The organism is Delftia sp. SD018 (assembly GCF_017355445.1).
In the GTDB taxonomy this organism is placed as follows: domain Bacteria; phylum Pseudomonadota; class Gammaproteobacteria; order Burkholderiales; family Burkholderiaceae_C; genus Comamonas; species Comamonas acidovorans.
In genome coordinates this window covers 14,112-34,926 of the sequence record NZ_JADDRN010000020.1, presented here as the reverse complement: position 1 = coordinate 34,926, position 20,815 = coordinate 14,112, and the positions used below count along the sequence as shown (strand labels likewise).

General features: G+C 63.3%; 15 protein-coding genes and 1 pseudogene. 13 read left to right on the top strand and 3 right to left on the bottom strand.

The window, feature by feature from the left end; genetic code table 11:
- The first annotated feature begins 44 nt into the window (after positions 1 to 44).
- The 9 genes and pseudogenes from INR38_RS19410 to INR38_RS19370 all read left to right on the top strand — a co-directional run bounded on the left by INR38_RS19410 (position 45) and on the right by INR38_RS19370 (position 12,650).
- Positions 45 to 669: pseudogene (locus tag INR38_RS19410) on the top strand (tyrosine-type recombinase/integrase).
- Between the two features lie 291 nt (positions 670 to 960).
- On the top strand, positions 961 to 1,737 hold the full coding sequence (locus INR38_RS19405; RefSeq protein WP_207443789.1) for a sigma-70 family RNA polymerase sigma factor: 777 nt from the start codon (positions 961 to 963) through the stop codon (positions 1,735 to 1,737).
- Complete coding sequence (locus INR38_RS19400) at positions 1,737 to 2,306, top strand: hypothetical protein (RefSeq protein ID WP_207443786.1); 570 nt, start codon at positions 1,737 to 1,739, stop codon at positions 2,304 to 2,306. The genes INR38_RS19405 and INR38_RS19400 overlap by 1 nt, the downstream gene beginning before the upstream one ends.
- 2 nt (positions 2,307 to 2,308) lie before the next feature.
- Complete coding sequence (locus tag INR38_RS19395) at positions 2,309 to 5,695, top strand: UvrD-helicase domain-containing protein (protein WP_207443784.1); 3,387 nt, start codon at positions 2,309 to 2,311, stop codon at positions 5,693 to 5,695.
- An 84-nt stretch (positions 5,696 to 5,779) separates the two neighbouring features.
- Positions 5,780 to 6,529 (top strand): multiubiquitin domain-containing protein, encoded by a 750-nt coding sequence (locus INR38_RS19390; protein WP_160852997.1) that lies wholly within the window; start codon positions 5,780 to 5,782, stop codon positions 6,527 to 6,529.
- On the top strand, positions 6,504 to 7,685 hold the full coding sequence (locus INR38_RS19385; RefSeq protein WP_207443782.1) for a ThiF family adenylyltransferase: 1,182 nt from the start codon (positions 6,504 to 6,506) through the stop codon (positions 7,683 to 7,685). Before INR38_RS19390 ends, INR38_RS19385 begins: the two co-directional genes overlap by 26 nt.
- Positions 7,686 to 7,747: 62 nt before the next feature.
- The gene (locus INR38_RS19380; protein WP_207443780.1) at positions 7,748 to 8,155 is read left to right on the top strand and encodes a DUF6527 family protein; all 408 of its coding nucleotides are present in this window, start codon (positions 7,748 to 7,750) and stop codon (positions 8,153 to 8,155) included.
- A 698-nt stretch (positions 8,156 to 8,853) separates the two neighbouring features.
- Positions 8,854 to 9,969, top strand: coding sequence for a DNA repair exonuclease (locus INR38_RS19375; protein ID WP_207443779.1), 1,116 nt, complete (start codon positions 8,854 to 8,856; stop codon positions 9,967 to 9,969).
- Positions 9,966 to 12,650: an AAA family ATPase gene (locus INR38_RS19370; RefSeq protein WP_207443778.1), complete on the top strand. Its 2,685-nt coding sequence runs from the start codon at positions 9,966 to 9,968 to the stop codon at positions 12,648 to 12,650. The genes INR38_RS19375 and INR38_RS19370 overlap by 4 nt, the downstream gene beginning before the upstream one ends.
- A 550-nt stretch (positions 12,651 to 13,200) precedes the next feature.
- Here INR38_RS19370 and INR38_RS19365 read toward each other — a convergent pair.
- On the bottom strand, positions 13,201 to 14,181 hold the full coding sequence (locus INR38_RS19365) for a GyrI-like domain-containing protein (protein ID WP_207443777.1): 981 nt from the start codon (positions 14,179 to 14,181) through the stop codon (positions 13,201 to 13,203).
- 92 nt (positions 14,182 to 14,273) lie between these two features.
- Positions 14,274 to 14,597 carry a helix-turn-helix domain-containing protein gene (locus tag INR38_RS19360; RefSeq protein WP_065345876.1) on the bottom strand — a complete coding sequence of 108 codons (324 nt, stop codon included), beginning with the start codon at positions 14,595 to 14,597 and terminating at the stop codon, positions 14,274 to 14,276.
- A 150-nt stretch (positions 14,598 to 14,747) separates the two neighbouring features.
- Between INR38_RS19360 and gstA the strand changes: the two genes are divergently transcribed.
- The 4 genes from gstA (at position 14,748) to INR38_RS19340 (ending at position 19,736) form a co-directional block, all read left to right on the top strand.
- Complete coding sequence (gene gstA, locus INR38_RS19355) at positions 14,748 to 15,380, top strand: glutathione transferase GstA (protein WP_207443776.1); 633 nt, start codon at positions 14,748 to 14,750, stop codon at positions 15,378 to 15,380.
- 203 nt (positions 15,381 to 15,583) lie between these two features.
- A complete protein-coding gene (locus tag INR38_RS19350) occupies positions 15,584 to 16,120 on the top strand; it encodes a sigma-70 family RNA polymerase sigma factor (RefSeq protein WP_043824270.1) in 537 nt (178 codons plus the stop codon).
- Positions 16,110 to 17,159, top strand: a complete 1,050-nt coding sequence (locus tag INR38_RS19345; protein WP_242699130.1) for a FecR domain-containing protein — start codon at positions 16,110 to 16,112, stop codon at positions 17,157 to 17,159. Before INR38_RS19350 ends, INR38_RS19345 begins: the two co-directional genes overlap by 11 nt.
- A 102-nt stretch (positions 17,160 to 17,261) precedes the next feature.
- Positions 17,262 to 19,736, top strand: a complete 2,475-nt coding sequence (locus tag INR38_RS19340) for a TonB-dependent siderophore receptor (protein ID WP_207443775.1) — start codon at positions 17,262 to 17,264, stop codon at positions 19,734 to 19,736.
- A gap of 56 nt (positions 19,737 to 19,792) precedes the next feature.
- On the opposite strand, the gene INR38_RS19335 is transcribed toward INR38_RS19340, so the two are convergent.
- Positions 19,793 to 20,803 (bottom strand): hypothetical protein, encoded by a 1,011-nt coding sequence (locus tag INR38_RS19335; RefSeq protein ID WP_207443774.1) that lies wholly within the window; start codon positions 20,801 to 20,803, stop codon positions 19,793 to 19,795.
- Positions 20,804 to 20,815: the final 12 nt, after the last annotated feature.

The window sequence follows — 20,815 nt, the reverse complement described above, 5'->3', positions numbered from 1 at the left end:
GAGAAGTGCATCCTGTAGTGTTCTTTACTCGATGGGAGACCATCATGGGAACCACAGGCAACTTCATTCATCGCGAGCCATGGAACAAAGGCAAGCTCGTCGGCCAAAAGGTACCCTTCAAACTTAAGGACATTTGGGCGCTACGCGTTCGGCTCCAAATGGACGGCAGGGTTCGTGAACTCGCCTTGTTCAACCTCGGCATTGACAGCACAGCTGCGCGGCTGTGACCTCGTCGCTCTCAAGGTTCGGGACGTGTGCCATGGCGATCAGGTGGCGACGCGCGCCATCATCATGCAGCAGAAGACACGGCGACCGGTCCAGTTCGAAATCACTCAAGCGACGCGGGACGTATTGCAGGTTTGGATCAAGCAGGCGCGCCTGAAGTCCGAGGACTTCCTGTCCCCCAGCCGACTGCACGAGTCGCCTCATTTGGGCACCCGACAGTACGCTCGGATCCTAGGACATTGGGTCGAGGAGCTCGGCCTGGACCGTGCGGAGTACGGCACGCACTCTGTACGCAGAACAAAGGCAACGCTGATTTACCGGCGCACCAAAAATCTCAGGGCGGTTCAACTACTTCTAGGACACTCCAAGCTCGAGTCGACAGTGAGATACCTGGGCATCGAGGTTGATGACGCCCTAGAAATTTCAGAGCAGACAGAAATCTGAGGTGCTCAGTGATGGCCGCACGGGCGCAAGCTTGGTTCGGCCGCTTTGAACGGCGGCTAGCTGGCACCGGGCGACCTGGAGATCGCGACCAGGAGTAGTCGGCCGCTGCAGACTTGTTGATCGAGTGGATGGCCACAATTAGGGGGCTCTCAAAACAGCGGCGGGCGAGCCGCTTCATTGGACTGATAACGTTGGCGTACCGCGCGATGCGAAGTGCATCTCGATCACTATGTTACAGTTTGACGCAGTAGCCGGATAGGCGCCCTTCATGCCCCAAGCTGAGGAGTAGTCGTGACACGTCCTCTTCGTAAACGCAAGCTCGACGGTACGCCTTACTTCAGGCGAGAAAAGGTCGAGAGCGAGATTCAAGCTCTCGCTGGGATCAGCGCCGCAGAACTGGAGCGTCGTGCTGACATATGGCAGGTCAGTGATCCCGAATACGTTTCCGCTGAAGCGTTGCTATATTTTGTGCGCAATGCGGCTTCCGGCGCTCATCGCGAGAAATTGACCGAGAAACTTCTTCTCCGCGTGGCTCGCCGAGTTCCCTCAGCAGCCAACGCCGACGGCAAAACGGTCTCGATGACCAAGATGAACATCCGCGAGGCCGTACGCGATCACTTCATTGACCTGCTACTCAGCGACCGGAACCAGTACGACGATCGCCTCGACTACTACGAGGTCAACTTCAACAGCGCGGTCGCGGCGGATCGTCGGGACGCGAACGATCGCCACTGGAAGCACGAGAACCGGACTACTGAAATTGAGACAGAGGATGGCGAGGTCTCCGTCCAGGTCGAGTCAGCCGTCGGAGACTACGACCCGTTCGACGCCAACGAACTCGACAAAAAAGATTACCGGCTCCTCCTTGATGAGGCGATTGACAGCCTACCTGAGTTCCAAAGGAGGATCGTCGTGATGTGGCGGCAAGACATTCCCATTGAGTCCAACGACCCCTCGGTCGAGTCCATCAGCAAAGTCCTGGGAAGATCGGAGAAGACCGTCCGCACGCATCGTGACAAGGCCTTTGTGTCTCTGAAGCTGCGCCTTGAGCGCAAGGGGAGGAAGTGATGGCTAATCGGCCACAAATCACCGCAGACGATGTCCTGAGGGCGTTCGCCATGGAATTTGAGTCAGGAGACGACGGAGTTCTGCAGCGATACCTCGCCCAGTACCCCGAGTATTCCTCGGCCTTGATAGACCTCTCCATGGAGATGACTCGCGAGTTTGACGACGACGTTCCCCCTGGTGCTGCCGAATTCGACCTCGTCGCGGCAGGCATGGAGCGTCTTCGAGAGACCCTGGCAACGCTTCAGACTCTGCAGGTTGCCCCAGCAAAGACGTTTGCCGACGCCATCAAAGTACTGTCCTTACCTGTGCAGGTTGGCCTTGCGTTCCGAGAGCGCCGGATAGAGGTCGCCACTTTGCCCCGCCGCGTTCTGGCGAAAATGGCTGAGGCGCTGCAGACATCAACCGAGACACTGCTCTCATACCTCGCTCTTCCTCCTGAGGCTCCGCTGGCTCGTGCTAGGAAGTCGGCCGTAAAACCTGTCGCCCCTGAGAAAGTGTCGTTCGAGAGAGTCTTGCAAGACGCAGGCGTCGACGAACAGAGCATTTCGAACCTATTTCGCGAGGAGTAGTCATGGACCCGATAGAGCTGGCTCGGCAGCACGCTCGGCGACTACATGATGAGGCCCTCCAGCGCGGGGGCAACCCCTGGTCTCCGTACGAATTCGCTGTTGGCATCGCGAACGACCTCGGCATAACCGTCGAGACCTGCGCTCCCGGCGCCGCGATGCTCGATGGCGGCCGAGCCTCCTTTGATCCTGAACTTCCCCTCATCCTCCATGAGCGCGAAGGCTCACCTTTCGATCAAGCCTTCCTGGTTGCGCACGAAATCGGGCACGCCGTACTGGGCGATGGAGAAAAGGCGCACGAGACAGCTGCGCAGATTGACCCAGCCCGCACCTCGGAAGCTGCTCCTATCGGGATGGATCGGGTCATCGACTATAGCCGCCGACAACGTCGAGAAGTCCAAATGGACCTCTTCGCCAGGGAACTTCTGCTACCGAGGTCCCGGATCGTTGACCTGCATGTTGTTCAGGGCCAAACCTGTTCTGACATTGCAGGACGTCTAGGTGCTCCATTCGAAGTCGTCGCTCAGCAGATGCTCGATGCGCTGCTCCTGCCAACCGTTCCGGTCGCCGCTGAAGCCGACCCCGTTGAAATTCCTCTCAACGACAAACAGCGTGATGCGGCTCGGCATCGGGGCGCGGCATTCCTACTACAGGCTGGGCCGGGAACGGGGAAGACCCGCACACTCGTTGCACGTGTTGAAAGCTTGCTGGACGAAGGCGTGGACCCACGACGCATCCTTCTCCTTACCTTCTCGAATAAGGCCGCTGGAGAGATGATCGAGCGGATCGCGTTGAAGCGGCCGAAGGACGCGGCAGCACTCTGCATCGGTACCTTCCACAGCTTCGGCCTGGACATCCTACGGCGATTCAATGACCGGTGCGGCCTACCGGCCGATCCCCGCCTGTTGGATCGAGCCGAGGCCGTGGAGCTTCTTGAGAACGAGTTTCCACGACTCGGCCTGACCCATTACCGCAACCTCTACGATCCATCGCAGACAGCGGCTGAAATCTTGACTGCGGTGTCACGCGCAAAGGATGAGGTTGTTGATGCCGCTGGGTATCAGGTGTTGGCCGCAGCTATGCATGCGGCGGCAACCGACCCGGGCGCGGTGGAAGCTGCAGAGAAGGCAGCAGAGGTCGCCAAGGTCTATGCGCGCTACGAGGAACTGAAAGCCGTTTCTCAGTGCCTGGACTTCGGTGACCTGGTCATGCGCCCGGTGCTGCTGCTGGAGAGCGATGATGCAGTTCGAGCTCAGCTTCAGAGCGACTACGACCACATCCTGGTTGACGAGTACCAGGATGTGAACCGCAGCAGCGTACGGCTTCTGGCGGCGCTGAAGCCAACGGGCCTCAACCTGTGGGTGGTAGGAGATGCCAAGCAATCGATCTACCGGTTCCGCGGTGCCTCGTCGTTCAACATGTCCCGCTTCGGACGAGAAGATTTCCCTGGCGCTGTGCGCGACAGCCTGAAGCTCAACTACCGCTCCACCTCGGAAGTGGTCCATGCCTTTTCGACGTTCGCGACGGGCATGTCTGTCGCCGGCAGCGAGAAGGCGCTCGAAGCGGATCGAGGCCCTGGTGGAAAGCTGCCCGAGGTCATCACGGTGGGCACCACGCCCTTGCTTACATCGGCCATCGCTGATGGCATTGAAGAGCTCCGCGCAGAGGGATACCAGTATCGCGACCAAGCCGTCCTGTGTCGCGGGAATGACCGACTGTCTGATATCGGACAGGAACTCGAGCGCGCAGGCATTCCGGTGCTTTTCCTGGGGAGCCTTTTCGAGCGGCCGGAAGTGAAGGACCTTGTCGCCATGCTGACGCTCCTTGTCGACCGCCGCGCGATGGGGCTGATCCGGACCGCTTGCTGGCCGGAGTTCACGATGGGCTTGGAAGACGCAGTCCGGGTCTTTGAGCATCTTCGGGGAACCAACGCGGAGCTAGGCGCATGGAGGCTTGATGCCCCGATCGAGGTAACGCCAGCGGGGCAAGCGGCACTGGCTGCGCTCCATGCGGCCCTTGCTGGCTTCGACGCAACATCGCAGCCTTGGACCGTTCTAGCGACGCTGCTGTTGGACCGAACCAGGCAAGCAGCACGCATCGCAGCGTCGACCAGCGTACCGGAGCAGGCCCAAGGCATCGCAATATGGCAGTTCATGAACTTCGTTCGAGTGCAACCTAACGCTCAAGGACTCCCGATCCAGCGACTGTCTGACCGCATAAGGCGGCTGCTGCGTCTGAGGGATGACAGAGACCTGAGGCAGCTACCTGCGGCTGCCCAGGGGGTCGACGCAGTCCGCCTGATGACTATCCACGGTTCGAAGGGGCTTGAGTTCCCGGTTGTCCACATCGCCGGCGTCAATAAGGACTCGATTCCTGGCTCTCTGCGGACCTCAAGGTGCCCGCCACCAGCGGGCATGGTCATCGGCGGAAAAGGGAACGCTGACGAGGTGGCACGGGCAGCCCATAACGAAGAGCAGGAATGTCTGTTTTTCGTCGCCATGTCCCGTGCAAAGAATCGCCTGGCGTTCTACGGTGCTACCGCGACCGCGACCGGGCGCGCCAGAGCGCTATCGCCGTTCCTGGAGCGGATCGGGCCAGTCGATTCGTGCCCGGTGACGCCGTCGACCGTCATGCCTCCTGCTCCGGACGAGGCGATCATTCCTGTCGTCTTCTCCGGTACGCCGCGCTTCAGTTCCGACGCAGTCGGACTCTACGAGTCTTGCGCCCGACGGTTTCTGTACACGCACCTGCTGCAGGTGGGCGGTCGTCGTCGGACGAACTCGTTCATGCAGATGCACGAGGCGGTGCGCGAGGTCTACCGCGCCCTCGCGGCGCAAGGGGGGGCACCGACAGGAAAGCTCGATGAGCTGCTCTCGATGGCATTTGTCACCCACGGTCTGCATGAACACGGCTACGTCGACGACTTCCGGGCGATGGCAACGACGATGCTTCAATATTTCCTGGATTCCAGAGCGGGCGCAGTTATAGAGGCACCGACAGCGCTCCCCGTCTCGTTTGGCGACTACGAGGTAGAAGTCACCCCAGACGAAGTCTTGGTGCGAAATGGCGTCAGAACCTTGCGCAGGGTGAAGACGGGTCACGCGTCCAGTGGTGACGGGAAGGACGTTGGAGCCGCAGCCTTCGTGCTGGCCTCCAGGGCGGCATTCCCCGATGCCAGTGTCGAGCTCATCTACTTGGCAGACGCTGAATCCAAGCCGTTGACTCTCACCCCCAGGGAAATGAGTAACCGCCAGGACAAGCTGGCGGACATCTTCCGTGGCATCCGAGCCGGCCAGTTCAAGACCGAGCCATCGGACGCTATCTGTCCTAACTGCCCAGCTTTCTTCGTGTGCGGCGCCGTGCCACCAGGCACGCTCTCGAAAAATTTCTGAAAAAAGTTGACCGGCGATGTCCGGTAGGTCCGATTCGAGGGTTGTAGGCGAGAAAAACCTCGCTACAGCAACCGCAAGGACCTTATGAAACATCCTGATTTTGACGACGTTGGCGACGCGATCCGTGAGGACCGTCCTCTGCGGGAGGCTGCCGCCTACCGTATCCGCTTTGGCTTGGAAGGCCTGACCTTCCGCCACATCGACGTGCCGGACCCGGTTCCCACAGGCCGGCAAATCCTGGCCAGCGCAGGCCTGGACCACCGCAACGACTACATCCTGTTCGCCTACCTGGACACGGGTGAATTCGAGGACGTCCGCCTCGACGAGACTTTCGATCTGCGCGGCAAGGGCGCTGAGCGCTTCATCGCGTTCAAGTCCGACCGCGACTTCAAGTTCACGCTGAACGACCGCCAGTTGGCCTGGGGTCGCGCCGACATGCTGGGTAGCGTCCTGTACGACCTCGCGGACACGTCGCCGGATGAGGCCGTGTTCGTGGAGGTTCGTGGCGGTGAAGACCGCATGATCGACCCGGACGACCGCATCAACCTCGACGCACCGGGCATCGAGCGCTTCATCACCGCACCTAAGCCGGACACGGGCTACGTCATCTTGGTCAATTCTGAAGAGAAGACTGTGCCGGACAAGCACGTCACCTTCGAGCAAGTAGTCAAGCTGTACTACCCGAACGCGGCCGGCGAGACCAATGTGAAGTTCTCGATGACCTACCGCAATGCGGCCTCGCTCCCCCACGCCGGCGAGCTCGGCGAGGGCGGCTCGGTCGAAGTCAAGAGGAAAGGAACCATCTTCAATGTCACGCGCACTGTTCAGTCTTAATCCCGACCTGGCGCGCCTTCGTTCGGAGGGTTACTTCATGCGCATCCAGGGGAGCCTCCTGGTGATGCGGGAGGTGCCCTACGTCGATGCCCAGCGCCAGGTTCGCCTCGGCACGCTGTCGTCGGCCCTTGACTTGGCTGGCGACCGCACCCGCAAGCCCGAAACGCACGTCATGAACTGGGATGGCGACTTCCCATGCAATGCCGACGGGACGCGCTTGCAGGGCATCTCGCATGCCGAGCCGAACACCGACCTTGGCCACGGGCTCAAGGCACGGTTCACCTTCTCCAGCAAGCCGAGCGATCAGGGCTACCCGGACTACTACGCCAAGATGTCGACCTATGCGACCATCGTGTCCGGGCCGGCTGCGGTGCTACAGCCGGGCCTTAGCCCGCGCGTTTTCCGCGGAGGCGACGAGGAAGACGAGGCTAGCGTTTTCAACTACCTCGACACGGCTTCCAGCCGCGTTGGGATTGGCGCGCTGGTCGCCAAGCTGGGACAGGAGGTCGTGGCCATCATCGGCCTAGGCGGCACCGGTGGCTACATCCTCGACTTTGTGGCAAAGACTCCCGTCAAGCAAATTCGCCTGTTCGACCCCGATGTCTTCCTGTCGCACAACGCCTTCCGTGCACCTGGCGCACCGACCCTGGAGGAGCTGCGGGATGCTCCGATGAAGGTGCACTACCTGAAGAGCATCTACGGGCGCATGCACCGCTTCATCGAGGCACACCCTGTGAAGATGAAGACGGAGACGCTCGGTCTGCTAGACGGCATCACCTTTGCGTTCCTCAGCATGGATGCCGGCGAGGAGAAGCGCGCCGTCGTGACCAAGCTTGAGGCGCTGGGCGTTCCCTTCATCGACGTCGGTATGGGCCTGGAACTTACGAGCGGCAGCCTCGGGGGCATCCTGCGCGTCACCACGAGCACGCCTGAGAAGCGCGAACACGTCCACCAGGGTCGCGTCTCCTTCGCTGGTGGTGGTGGCCAGGACCTGTATGCGTCCAACATCCAGGTGGCCGACCTTAATGCGCTGAACGCGTGCTTGGCCGTGATGAAGTGGAAGAAGCTGCGCGGCTTCTACCGAGACCTGGAGCAGGAGCACCACTGCACTTACACCACGGACGGCGGCATGCTGCTGAACGGAGACCAATCGTGATGCGGCACCAAGCCCTGGAGCACCGATTCGTTCGGAACGTGCCACGTGAGCTGGAGCCAGGAGTGCTCTACGTCTCGATGGAGTACGCAACAGCCGTGCACTCGTGCTGCTGCGGCTGCGGCGACCGCGTGGTGACGCCGTTCACACCGACCGACTGGCGCATGACCTTCGACGGCGAATCCATTTCGCTTTTCCCCTCCGTGGGCAACTGGAACCAGAAGTGCCGGTCGCACTATGTGATCCAGCGCAATCGCGTGCTGGAGGCCGGCCCCTGGTCAGACGCGCAGGTTGAAGCGGAGCGACGTCGTGACAAGAAGGCCAAAGCATCACACTACGGTGGCAGCGGCGAGATGCGCTCGGCGATTCGACAGTTGACCGTACTAACACCAGAGCCCAAAGTAGCCTATCAAGAATGGGAGCCACGCCCCCAAAGTTTTTGGTCTCGGTTCAAGACTTGGCTTGGCCATTGACTTCAATGCACTCCTCAACGCTCGCAACATCGCCGGAATACGCGGCGGTCAGCGACGGCTTCCTGGCATGCGCGTGAACATGTCTGGAAATGATCACTGACTGCAATCGCTGCGGAGCAGTTGACAGCTGCAGACTTCCGAACGATGGTCTCAGGCTGCAAGCAGCCAAACGGTTGAGCAACCGCACCTGACGGCTATTGGCAGAGGAGTCGCTCGTTGGAATCGCTCCAATCTGACCTTCGCAAGAAGCAACCGTCAGTACGCCTGGCTTGTTGGCCGGACTAGGATTTCGTTGCTGCCCACATTCCCCGGTTGGCTCATCGCGAAGGTGAAGGCAAAAGTTACGCAGGCTGAAACTGAACCGCACTCGACGCGACCCAGCCGCCAGTTCAATGGAGGAGCTTGCTATTCGCCAAGCTGGAGTACGCCTCGCTCAAGGGCGCTGATCTTCGGAGCTTCCAACTCGGCCAGGTGACTGAGGCCGATTTTCAGCAGCACTTCAAGGCCAGCACGATCTCGTAAGTGCTGGCCGCGGCAGTCGTTGCCGGGCTCGGACTCAAGCTCACCTGAGCGCAAGAGACGGCTAAACAGGCTAGCGCTTTAGCGATGTTTCAAAACGTTAAACTGGTCGTGAACAACGTGTTAAGTTTCCGCTGCGGGAGAGCTCCTGCAAGGCATAACGATCGGGGAGAGGCGACTTGATCTCAATTTTGCATACGGCCGACTGGCAGATAGGCAGGGTGTTCTCGCAGTTCGAGTCCGACGATGCGGCTGCGCTGTTTGAAGCCCGCTTTGCGGTGGTGGAGCGATTGGCCGGTTTGGCGACCGATCGGGGTGTCGATGCCATCTTGGTCGCGGGCGACGTGTTTGACGCCCAGACGGTGGCCGACAAGACCATCCGGCGGCTCTTCAACGCGATGCAAGGCTTCACCGGGACCTGGGTCCTCATGCCGGGCAACCACGATGCCGCGCTGGCGGAGTCGGTGTGGAGCCGGGCACAGCGTCTGGGGGCGATCCCCGGTAACGTCATCGTGTGCTTGGAGCCCAAGCCCGTTGTCGTGGCCGGCAAGTTCACCTTGCTGCCAGCGCCTTTGACCCAGCGCCACACCTACGTCGACCTCACCGAGTGGTTCGCGGCGCACGTTTCAACTGATGATTTGCCGCGAATCGGTCTGGCTCACGGTAGCGTGCAGGGGATCCTTCCCGAAGACGTGGACTCGGCAAATCCGATCGCTGCGGGCCGGGCACAAGTCGCGGGACTGACTTACTTGGCGCTGGGGGACTGGCATGGCACCAAGCGGGTTGATAGCAGGACCTGGTACGCCGGCACGCCAGAGTCGGACCGGTTTAAGGCCAATGATTCGGGCCAGGTGCTGCTTATCTCCATCGAGGCGACGGCGCTTGAGCCTGATGTCACTACGGTCCCCACGGGCAAGTTCGGCTGGCGTCAGATCGAGAAGCGGATGGCTGTCGATTCGGACGTCGACGAGGTTGTGCGGACTCTCGATGCGGTGGGCGGCAGTGATGTCATTCACGTACGCTTATCCGGAACCTGCAACTTGGCGGGACACCGCAAGCTGTCGACCTCGCTCGGGGCTGCACGCGCCAAAGCACGGGCGGATGCAGCGGCATTGAGGCTCGAGCCCACTGAGGAGGACATTCAGGCGTTGCATGCCGACGGCTTCGTGGGCGAGGCGCTGCAGGAGCTGCGCGAGCAGCAAGCCGGTACCGAGCCTGGACTGGCGCGGGACGCGATCCTGGCGCTGGCCCGGATTCTGAACGACCAATTTCCTGGTCGGGGAGCTGGCGCATGAAACTCAAGCGGTTGAGAATCGAGAACTTCAAACGCTTCCGGTTGCCCTTGGAACTGCGCGACTTCACCGACGGACTGAACCTGTTCGTTGCGCCGAACGAGGCGGGCAAGTCCACCGTGGCCGAAGCCATTCGAGCAGCCTTCTTCGAGCGGTACAAGTCCAGCTCAGTCAGTAGCTTGCGTCCGTGGAACGACAGCTCCGCGACGCCCTCGGTCGAGGTTGAGTTCGAGCTCGGTGGCAAGCCCGCGCGGCTCAGCAAGGCCTTCCTGGGCAAGAAGCGATGCCAGCTGAGCATCGATGGCAGGGACCTGGACGGGACTGAAGCCGAAGATCACCTGGGACAGCTGCTGGGGTTCAGTTTTGCCGGTAGGGGCGGCAGCTCGCCTGAGCACATGGGAATTCCTGGTCTGCTCTGGATCAAACAGGGGACCTCGCACGAGCTCGCCAAGGCCGTCGGCTTTGCCAGCGATCACCTGCGCAACGCACTGGGGGATTCTCTGGACGAGTTGGCGGCTACCAATGGCGACGATGTCATCAAGGCCGTGGAAACCGAGCGCAATCAGCTACTGACGCCGTCTACCGAGGCACCTCGCGGCGCGTACGCGGAGGCGCTCAGGCGCCGTTCGGAGCTGCAGGAGGAGCTCGAAGTCCTGCGCGCGGAGATCGATGCGTACCGGACCGCCGTAGACCGCTTGGCGACCTTGCGCCGCGATCATGGGCGAGACGGCGAAGCGCGGCCTTGGCTGGCCCTGCGTGAGCAGCACGCGCAGGCTCAGGCCAAGCTAGACGACGCTACGGGGCTGGCCGACAGACTGGCTGCGCATGAGTTGCTGCTCAAACAGGCAACCACGCAGGTCGTCGCCGTGCGCCAGCAGCTTCAGCTCATGGAGCGCGACGAGGAAGCCTTGACCTTGCGCGAAGCGAACCTGGAGGAGGCTCAGGGCAAGCTGTTCAAGGCACAGGGACTGCTTCAGGCCTGGGAGCCCCGCCACACGGAGGCCACGCTCGCGAGCACGAAGGCGCGCGAACGACTGGTGGCAGCACGCCAAGTGGCCGCGTGGCAGGCCCAGGAGAAGTCCGTCGCTGACCTCACGACACAGGTGCAGGCTCTGCAGCGGAGCCATAGCCAAGCTCAGCTCAAGCAGGAAGAGCTGACGCAGTTGCAAGCCGAGGCGCTGTCGCTCGCATTACCCAGCATCGAGCTTAAGCGGCTGCGCGAGGGCACCGACCGCCTGCGCACCGCGCAGGCGAAGCTGGACGCGGTGTCCACCGCGCTGGAGTTCGAGCTCGAGTCTGGCGCGAAGGTGCGCGTGGCGGGTGCCGAGGTGAAGGGCGCCGAACGCCTGACCGTAGTGGCGCGAACGGGGATCGACATCGAGGGGGTGGGGCGCATCACGGTACTACCGGGCGGCGAAGATCTGCAGAGCCTGATCGGTGATCGCGATCGTCAGCGTGATGAGCTAGCCGTGCTGCTGCAGAGCCTGGGCGTTGCGAATCTGGCTGCCGCAGAAGCGCGTGAGCGGCTGCATGCTCAACGTGTGGCCGAGACCAAGGCGGCCACATCCGTGCTCGCCGCGCATGCCCCGAAGGGGCTGGCCGCATTGGATGCGGACGTGGCTGCGCTATCGACCAAGCTGACCGAGGCCCGGCAGACGCTGGAGGCCTTGGCGCTGGCAGTCGGGGCTGAGACTGCCAGCGTACCCGTGTCGCAAGCGGAATCGGACGAATCTTTGGCTAGGACGACCCTTGACGACGCGTCGGCCCAGTTGAACGAAGCCAAGCTCGCCGTCAGCGAAGCGAAGGCACTGGTCAGTGCCGCGCAAGATGAGCTGGCTGCGGCCAGGGCCACGCTCAGCGACCCACTGCGTGCAGACAAGAAGGCGACCGCCAGCCACGCGCTGACCGATGCGCTCGCGCACGAGACCACGGCCCGAGCCGATGTGGACGCGCTCGCTGAGCAGTTGCGCACGCTCAACGTCTCGGTCCTGCAGCAGGATGTCGAGCGGTTCGAGCGAAGCGCCAAGCAGTTGGAGGCCGCGCACGGCCAGCGCGCAGGCGAGATCATCCGGCTCGAGGCCGAGCTCGAGGCCAAAGGTGCTTTGGGGCTGGAAGAGGTAGCAGCCGACAAGCAGCGCGAACTGGACCAGGTGGGGCGGCGTTGCACCGAGCTGGAGCGCCGGGCCAAGGCGCTGAGCCACCTATTGAAGCTGCTCACCGAGAAGCGCTCCGCGTTGGCGAGGCGCCTGCGTGCGCCGCTCCAACGGCATCTGAACCACTACCTGCAGATCCTGTTTCCGGGCTCGAGCATTGAGGTGAGCGAGGACCTATCGCCTGGGCGCATCACCCGGGTAGGCACCAACGGCGCCGAGACTGGCGAGTTCGAGGAACTCAGCGTCGGGGCTCGCGAGCAGATGGGCGTAGTTGCACGGCTTGCGTACGCGGATCTACTGCGGGAGGCGGGAAAGCCCACCTTGCTTATCCTGGACGATGCGCTAGTCCACACCGACAAGGAGCGCCTGGATCAGATGAAGCGAGTGCTCTACGACGCCGCCAGCAGGCACCAGATCCTCGTCTTCAGCTGCCATCCGCGGGCGTGGCAGGACCTGGGAGTTGCTGCGCGCGAGCTGTCGCAAGGGGCCAACCCAGGCGCTGGCTCCGTTGGCGGAGCCGCCTCTCAGTAACAGCCAACTGCCGCTTAGACGCATCCGAGGGCCGGCCGTGACCAACCGCAGTGCAACCGCGACGATCAAAGGCTACTTCTACCAGTTCGACCAGACGATCGTGCGCTTGCTCCAGGTGACCAAGCACGCGAGCTTCACGGTCGAGGGGGTGGAAGACATCGATCTGGACGATGGGGGGCGAGCGCCTTCGTGCAGTGCAAGTACTACGAAGGTACGGAGTACAACCACTCGGTGATTAAGGAGACAGTCGTCCACATGTTGCGGCATTTCCATGCCGCGGGCTGCTCCAGCGACCAGTTGTTCCGGTATTGGCGTAAGCCTTAGTTTGATGGTGTGGTGGTCATCATAGAGAGGCTCGCTTGATATTCCACTCAAGCCAGCTTGGAACGGCCGCTGTGTGGCTGTCAGCGTCAGTTGATCTCGCAGCAACGTCGGACAGCAGTCGCTGCAAAGCCGACACCTGACGGCTAAGGTCCAACGCCTGCAGCGGGTAGTGAATTCACCCGGCCAACCCAGCACATTCGTCAAACCTCACCCAGCTTGAGTCGCTTCACAGCGCCCGCACCGGAATGCAGATGTCGCAGCAGAACTCGCCTGTCTCGGCATCCATGGCGGTGCCCACAGAAAACATCTCAAAGCAAGGCCGGTCGTCACATTGCATGCCGCTGGACGGCATCCATTCGCGCGTCAGCCACATCCAGGCATTGGCCAAGCCCTCGGGTTTTCCCTTGAACCTTGCCACGGCGTAACGGCCGCCCGGCAGGGCTTGTGTGTCCACCTGGCCGCTGGCGACGAAATGCGCGGAGACTTCCACGCAGGCGTCATAGCGGCATTTGTTGGCGGGCGTGAGAGAGGGGTCGTCATAGCCTATGCCGTAGCACGTTTGATCGCTGAGGCCATTGGAATGCATCCACGGCGCAATGGTGCCTCGCCAGAATTGGCCTATGGCTGGCCCATAGGGGCCGATCAAGCGTTGATAGGCGACATGTGCTTTGGGTAGATTAATGATGCGTACGTCCATGGCGATTTCTTCCTTCAGGTGACAAGAGCCCTGAGGTTCGCCTAACGCGCGCGGGTCTTCCTGATGGAGATTGCCGAAGACCTGATCAGGATTGCTCTCCTGGCTGCGTTGCGGCTGCCCGATGGCGGCCGCCTGGGTCTTCAGCCGCTCAAGCGTGGTGGAGCGCCAGGCCGATGGCGTGCAGCCAAACTTGAGTTTGAAGGCGCGCGCAAATGCTTCGCCCGATTGGAAGCCGGTGGCCAAGGCGGTTTCAAGCACGGTTTCCTTGCTGCCGCAGGACAGCCGGAACGCCGCCTTCTCGAGCCGTCGGCGCTGCGCATAGCTGCCCAGCGTTTCACCCATCCATGCGGCAAAAATTCGGTGAAAGTGGAAGCGCGAGAAATTGGCGATGTCGGCCAGATGCGCACCATCCAGAGGCTGATCCAGGTGGGCATCGATGTAGTTGAGTACGCGATTGATCCGTCGCGCGTACTCGGCGCGGGATGCCTGCTCGGAAGGCTTGTTCGTCATGGTCGTTGTTCTGGAAATCACCGTGCATGCGGCGATGGGGCCTGCCTGTCAGCAGGGGGGCGGATGGAGACAGCCAGCCGGCGCAGCTCTCGTCAGGCCGGCGCCTTCCCCTTCACCCACAACCCAAACTCCTTCATCACCCCCACCACCGGCTTGAGCCGCTCCCCATCCGGGGTCAATTCGTACTCCACCTTGATCGGTGCAGTGGGGTAGACCGTGCGCTTGACCAGGCCCGCTTCCTCCAGCGCGCGAAGGTCCAGGGTGAGGGAGCGTTGGGAGATGCCGGGCATGTCGCGGCGCAGGTCGTTGAAGCGGCGGGGGCCGTCGATGAGGTAGGAGGCGATGAGCAGCCTCCAGCGGCCGCCCAGCAGGCGCATGGCTTCTTCCACGGAGCAGCCGGAGATGTTGGATTTCATAGCACATTCATCATAGGCAGGCGGCAGGTATATTTTTTTAACCTATGGGCAGTTTTATTGCCTTCTTCCAGATTTATCCCTGGTGCATGACATTGGCCAGGGGCTGTGCCTGAACGCGCAGGCCCCTTGTTCCATCATCAGAGAAATTCCATGAAGCTGTATTACCTGCCGGGCGCCTGTTCGCTGGCGCCGCACATTGTCCTGAACGAACTGTGGCTTGATTTCCAACTGGTCCGGGTGGACCACAAGACCCACCAGACGGAAGACGGCAGGGACTTCCGTGCGCTCAGCCCGTTTGGCTATGTCCCCCTGCTGGAATTGGACGACGGCAGCCTGCTGCGGGAAGGGCCCGCCGCTCTGCAGTACCTGGCGGACCTGCGGCCTGCATCGCTTCTGGTGCCAGTCCAGGGCAGCCGTGAGCGCTATCGGCTGCTGGAGTGGCTGGCCTTTCTGAATTCGGAAATCCACAAGGGCTTCATCCCGCTGCTGTATGCAGTGGCGGCGGGAAAGTACGGCGTGGAGACGGCCAAGCCCAAGCTGGAGCAGCGGTATGCCTGGGTGAACGCGCAACTGGCCGGCAAGCGCTACCTGATGGGCGATGGCTTCACCGTGGCCGATGCCTATCTGTACGCGCTCACGCAGTGGGGGCAGGCGCCGTGGCTGGAGTCGGTCTACAAGACGAGCATTCGCTTTGATGGCCTGGAGCATCTTGCAGCCTGGTACGGGCGGATGCGGGAGCGGCCTGCCGTGCGCCAGTCACTGCAGGCGGAAGGTCTGCGATAGGGTGGGGCAGGGGCATGGCGGTGCCCTGGACTGGCTTGGCCGTATCCGCCGCACCGTTGCCCGCCGGTCCATGCCTGCCACCGCGCCCGTTGTGGGCACGCCGCAGACTGATACGCATGCGTTCTGTCTGGATAGAATGCGTTTCATTCTCAATTCCGCCGCTGCAGCTGCCGCCTTGCCCCGGGCGCAGCGCAGAAGAAACCGTGTCTTCCACCGAATCCGCGCTGCAGCAACGCATGGCTGCCCTTTATGCCGACCACCATGGCTGGTTGCGCGGCTGGCTGCGGCGCAGGGTGGGCAATGCGTTTGATGCGGCCGATGTGGCGCATGACACGTTTGTGCGCATCCTGGCCTCGCGCGATGCGTTGCTGGGCATGGCGGAACCGCGCGCCTACCTGACGACCACGGCGCGGCGGCTGCTGGTGGACCGGGCGCGGCGCCAGGCCATGGCGCAGGCCTATCTGGATGAGCTGGCGCTGGTGGCGCAAAGCCTGCCCGGCTATCCGGCGCCCGAAGAAATCCTGATGGCGGTGCAGGCGCTGGAGCAGATTGGCGCTGCGCTGGAGGGGCTGGCCGAGCGCCCGCGCGAGGCGTTTCTGCGCCACTACCTGGACGAGCAGCCGCAGGCCGAGATTGCACAGGGCCTGGGTGTTTCCACGCGCATGGTGCAGAAGTACCTGGTGCAGGCGCTGCTGCACTGCCGCGCCCATTGCCCTGCCGTGGCCGAGCATGTCCGTTAGAGCGGAGCGCATGCCCGGCACAGGGCCGGATGACGATGCCCTTGCCGAGCAGGCGGCGCAGTGGCTTGTGGCGCTGACGGGCGATGACGAGGCCGAATGCGCCACGGCCCGCGCGGGCTTTGAAGCATGGAAGCGTGCCGACCCGCGCCATGCGGCCGCCGCCCTGGACATGGAGCAGTTTCTGGACCGCCTGCAGGCTGCGCGCAGCGGCCCGGCCGGCAGCCGGCCAGCCCGTGCGGCGCTGGATGCGTCGGGCAGTGCTGGAAGAAAGCAGGATGGGCAGACACGCCGGGCTCGGCGCACTCGGCGTGCCGGTGCGGCCCTGATGCTGGCTGCCGTGCTGGCCTTGCCGGCCTGGGTGGCATTGCAGGCCTGGCCACCGGGCTATCTGATGGCGGACCTGCGCACGGCCACAGGCCAGTGGCAGACCCGGGCGCTGGCGGATGGCACGCGAATCACCCTGGCCAGTGGCAGCGCGGTGAACCTGCGTTATGACGAGCGGCGCCGCACGGTGGAGCTGGTGCAGGGCGAGATTCTGGTCGATGTGGCCCGTGATGCATCGCGCCCCTTTGTGGTGGAGACGGCGCAGGGCAGCCTGCGTGCGCTGGGCACGCGCTTTGTGGTGGACCGGCAGGCCGATGCCACGGTGTTGAGCGTGCTGGAGTCGCGCGTGGCGGCGCAGGCCGCTGCGGGCGGGCAGGAATTTGCCACGGTGGATGCCGGCCAGCGCGTGCGCATCACGAACCACGGCCTGGGGCACGTGCAGGCCATGGACGCCCGGGGCCTGGCGGATGCCTGGCGCAACCACCAGCTGGTGGTGAGCGACCAGCCCCTGGCCGAGGTGCTGGATGCGCTGGCCCGCCACCGGCCCGGCCATATCCGCTACGACAGCGCGCAGATCCGCCACCTGCGCGTGAGCGCCGTGCTGCCGCTGGACGATACGGACCGCGCGCTGCAGCTGCTGATGAGCAGCTTTCCCGAGCTGCGCATTCGCAAGCTCACGCCGTGGCTGGTACTGGTGGATGCGCCCGGGCCCTGAGGGGACGATTTCAAAATTTTTTTGCCGATCCGGTTCGCCTTTCCGCAGTTCGTGCGTCAAGCCCTGGAAGACACCAACGAACCAAGGAAGGAATCCTCTGCCATGCCATTGCCGACCAACGCAGGCCGCAGCCGCCCCCCGTCGCTGCCCGGGCGGTTCGCCAGGATCGCCATCGCCGCTGCGGTGGCGGCGCTGGCTGCCACGGGAACGGGGGCCGCGGTCGCGCAGGCCCCCGCGCAGCCCATTGCCTATGACGTGCCTGCCGGCCCGCTGGCCGATGCGCTCAACCGCTTTGCGCTGCAGGCGGGCGTGGCCATTGCCATCGATGCCAATCAGTTGCGCGGCCTGCGCTCCCCCGGGCTGCAGGGCCGCCATGGCGTGGAAGAAGGCTTTGGCGTACTGCTGCGCGGCAGCGGCTATGTGCTGGCGAGGACGCCCGGCGGCTATGTGCTGCGGGCCGCACCGCAGCCCGCGCCTGAGGCAGTGTCTCCGGCAGCCAGGGAGATTCCGCGCCTGCCCACGGTGACCGTGAGCGGGGCGGTGGATGCCGAGACGGCCACGGGGCCGGTGCCCGGCTATGTGGCCCGGCGCAGCGCCACGGCCACCAAGACCGACACGCCGCTGGAGGAGACGCCGCAGTCGATCTCGGTGGTGACTTCGGATTTCATCAACGCCAGCGGGGCGCTGCGGCTCAAGGATGCGCTGGCCTATACGCCGGGCATCAATGTGTCACCCTGGGGTGCGGATTCGCGCTTCGACTGGACCATCATCCGCGGCTTTGATGCGCAGACGCCCGGCTACTACCTGGAGGGCCTGCCGCTGCGCAACAACAACGGCTGGGCCGTGTGGCAGACGGAGAACTACGGCACGGAGCGCATCGAGGTGCTGCGCGGCCCATCCTCGGTGCTGTATGGGCAGACGGGGCCGGGCGGCATGGTCAACGTGGTCAGCAAGCGGCCCACGGGCGAGCCGCTGCGTGAGCTGCAGGTGCAGGTGGGTAACCATGGGCGGCGCCAGGTGGGCGGGGATTTTGCGGGGGCGCTGGATGCGCAGGGCACGCTGCAGTACCGCGTGACCGGCATGGTGCGCGATGCCGAGCTGCAGGCCAGCGGCCTGCCCAATGACCGGGTGTACCTGGCGCCTTCGCTGACGTGGAAGCCCTCCACCGATACCTCGCTGACCGTGCTGGCGCACTATCTGCGCATACGCGATGGCAGCTCCTACGGCAGCTTTCCCGAGGTGGGCACGCTGCTGCCCAATCCCAACGGCAAGTTCTCGCCGGGCACCTATGTGGGCGAGCCGGGATTCGACCATTTCAATCAGGACCAGTGGATGCTGGGCTATCTGTTCGAGCACCGCCTGAACGACACCTGGACGCTGCGCCAGAACGCGCGCTACGGCGCCATCAAGGTGGACTACCAGCAGGTCTACAACCAGAGCGATTTCGCCATCGTCAACCCTGCCGATCCGCTGGACCCGGCCAATTTCCGGCGGCTCAACCGCTTTCCGTTCGGCAGCAAGGAGCGGGCGCGGCTGCTGACCATAGACAACCAGGCCCAGGCCAAGCTGCGGCTGGGCGATTGGCAGCACACGTTTCTGGCGGGGCTGGACTACCAGGGCTCGCGCAATGACCAGCGCACCTACAACGCGGGCACGGTGTCGGGCATCGACGGCTATGCGCCGGTGTATACGAACGATGTGGTGCCCGGTGATCCCTGGTTCGACGCCCGCACGCGGCTGACACAGACGGGCATCTACCTGCAGGACCAGATCAAGTGGAGCGACTGGGTGGCCACGGTGGGCGGCCGGTATGACAGCGCCTCGGCCACGGTGAGCAGCCATATCGACGGCAGCCGCACGCGCATCAACGACCACAAGTTCACCAGCCGCGCGGGACTGGTCTATCTGCACCCCAGCGGCTGGGCGCCCTATGTGAGCTATTCCGAGTCGTTCTCGCCCACGGTGACCATGGACCCGGAGACCAATACGCCGCTCAAGCCCGAAACCGGGCGCCAGTACGAGGCCGGCGTGCGCTATGTGCCGACAGATGGAAAAGGCCGCTACAGCGCCGCCATCTTCGATCTGCGCCGCAGGAACTACATCACCTACACGCCGGAGTTCCTGCCCCGGCAGACCGGCGAGATTGCGGTGCGCGGGCTGGAGCTGGAGGCCGCGTTCCAACCGCTGAAGAACCTGAACGTGATCGCGGCCTATACCTATACGCCCAAGGCCATCGTCACGGCCAGCAGCACGCCTTCGGAGGTTGGCAAGCAGATGCAGGCGGTGTCGCGCAACCAGCTGTCGGTATGGGCCGACTACCGCTTTGCAACCGGCCTGCGGGTGGGGATTGGAGCGCGCTACATGGGCGCCAACCGCGGCTACCAGGAGTCGGCAGCGGCCCCGCTGCCTTCGTACACGGTGGTGGATGCCCTGGTCGCCTACGACCTGCAGCGCTGGAGCCTGGCGCTGAACCTGCGCAACCTGGGCAACAAGGCCTATCTGAGCAACTGCAGCGCAGGCAGCTGCCGCTACGGCGAGCTGCGGCAGGCAGTGGCCACGGCCACCTACCGCTGGTAGGCGGGGGCTGGGGTGACGGTGGACGTGACGGTGGATATGGCGGTGGACGTGACGAATCACGCCAAGGTTTCAAGGCTCACGGCCACGATGACGGGGGCCGGGTCCGTGTTCACGAGGCGCAAGGCCTGGTTTGGCTGCCCGTCTCCGCTTGCTCGCTGAACCGTCACACCCATGGCCTGCACGGTGTCAGCTTCATCCAGCGTCTGGCGCAGCGAGGCGGGGATCGGCGCTGCGGCAGTGAAGTCGAAGCGGGGTTTCAACGCGACGTAGAAAGTTGACACACGGCACGCCATCAGGCCGCCAGGCCCGAAGAATACGCCTGCATCCGGCACCAGGCCGCGACCCAGCGCCACCATCGAGGCGTCGTACCAGCTGCCGGGATAGATCGGCACTTGGTCCCAGCATTCAGAGGTGATCGTGACCGTCTCCAGCGAAGCTGCGGGTAGCGCAAGGACGCGGCCGGAAGCGTCCAGGGCCTGCAAAGACGCCGGAGCCTGCGGCCCTGCGCCGGATGTGTCGTTGAGATTCAAGCGCAAGGTGCCGGGGTTTGCGATCGTGCCGACAGCCACTGCTGCGCTCCACTCCGACGAACTCTTGGGCAGTGTCCAGATCGGTTTCCACTGGAGGTAGCCGGTCTCGTACACCTTGGTCCATCCCACCGGAGTGGGCGAGTATGCAGGTTCGCCCGCAGGCGTTGCCATCTTCTGCATGGCGCCTGCAAGCATCGACTGATAGGGAAATTTGCAGGCTTCGAGTACCTGCAGAAAGGTCTTGTATCCCTGCGAAAAGCTGCGCCCCGACGCTTGGTACAGCGCGCCATTGGCAGCGGACTGGGGCACCGTATCTGCAAAGAGAAACTGCGCGTCGGCCATGGTGCCAGTCACTGGATCCGGCCAGTTCCACGCGGTCACCGGCATCAGCATCTGCCCCCGCACCAGCGGCGCCGAAATGGATGCCGAGCGCTTGAACACCATGCCGGTTTTCGGCCCGCTCGGTACGCTTGGGGCCCTTGGGGGCGGAGGCACCAGATCAGCCAGGCCGCCGAGGAACTGATGGATCACGTTCATGAACGCTGTCTC

Excerpts from the sequence above, each read along its gene's own strand:
- INR38_RS19370 (WP_207443778.1), top strand. The coding sequence starts at position 9,966 with ATGAAACTCAAGCGGTTGAGAATCGAGAACTTCAAACGCTTCCGGTTG.
- INR38_RS19365 (WP_207443777.1), bottom strand. The coding sequence starts at position 14,181 with ATGACGAACAAGCCTTCCGAGCAGGCATCCCGCGCCGAGTACGCGCGA.
- INR38_RS19345 (WP_242699130.1), top strand. The coding sequence starts at position 16,110 with ATGTCCGTTAGAGCGGAGCGCATGCCCGGCACAGGGCCGGATGACGAT.
- INR38_RS19360 (WP_065345876.1), bottom strand. The coding sequence starts at position 14,597 with ATGAAATCCAACATCTCCGGCTGCTCCGTGGAAGAAGCCATGCGCCTG.
- INR38_RS19395 (WP_207443784.1), top strand. The coding sequence starts at position 2,309 with ATGGACCCGATAGAGCTGGCTCGGCAGCACGCTCGGCGACTACATGAT.
- INR38_RS19400 (WP_207443786.1), top strand. The coding sequence starts at position 1,737 with ATGGCTAATCGGCCACAAATCACCGCAGACGATGTCCTGAGGGCGTTC.
- INR38_RS19335 (WP_207443774.1), bottom strand. The coding sequence starts at position 20,803 with ATGAACGTGATCCATCAGTTCCTCGGCGGCCTGGCTGATCTGGTGCCT.
- INR38_RS19385 (WP_207443782.1), top strand. The coding sequence starts at position 6,504 with ATGTCACGCGCACTGTTCAGTCTTAATCCCGACCTGGCGCGCCTTCGT.
- INR38_RS19390 (WP_160852997.1), top strand. The coding sequence starts at position 5,780 with ATGAAACATCCTGATTTTGACGACGTTGGCGACGCGATCCGTGAGGAC.
- INR38_RS19340 (WP_207443775.1), top strand. The coding sequence starts at position 17,262 with ATGCCATTGCCGACCAACGCAGGCCGCAGCCGCCCCCCGTCGCTGCCC.
- gstA (WP_207443776.1), top strand. The coding sequence starts at position 14,748 with ATGAAGCTGTATTACCTGCCGGGCGCCTGTTCGCTGGCGCCGCACATT.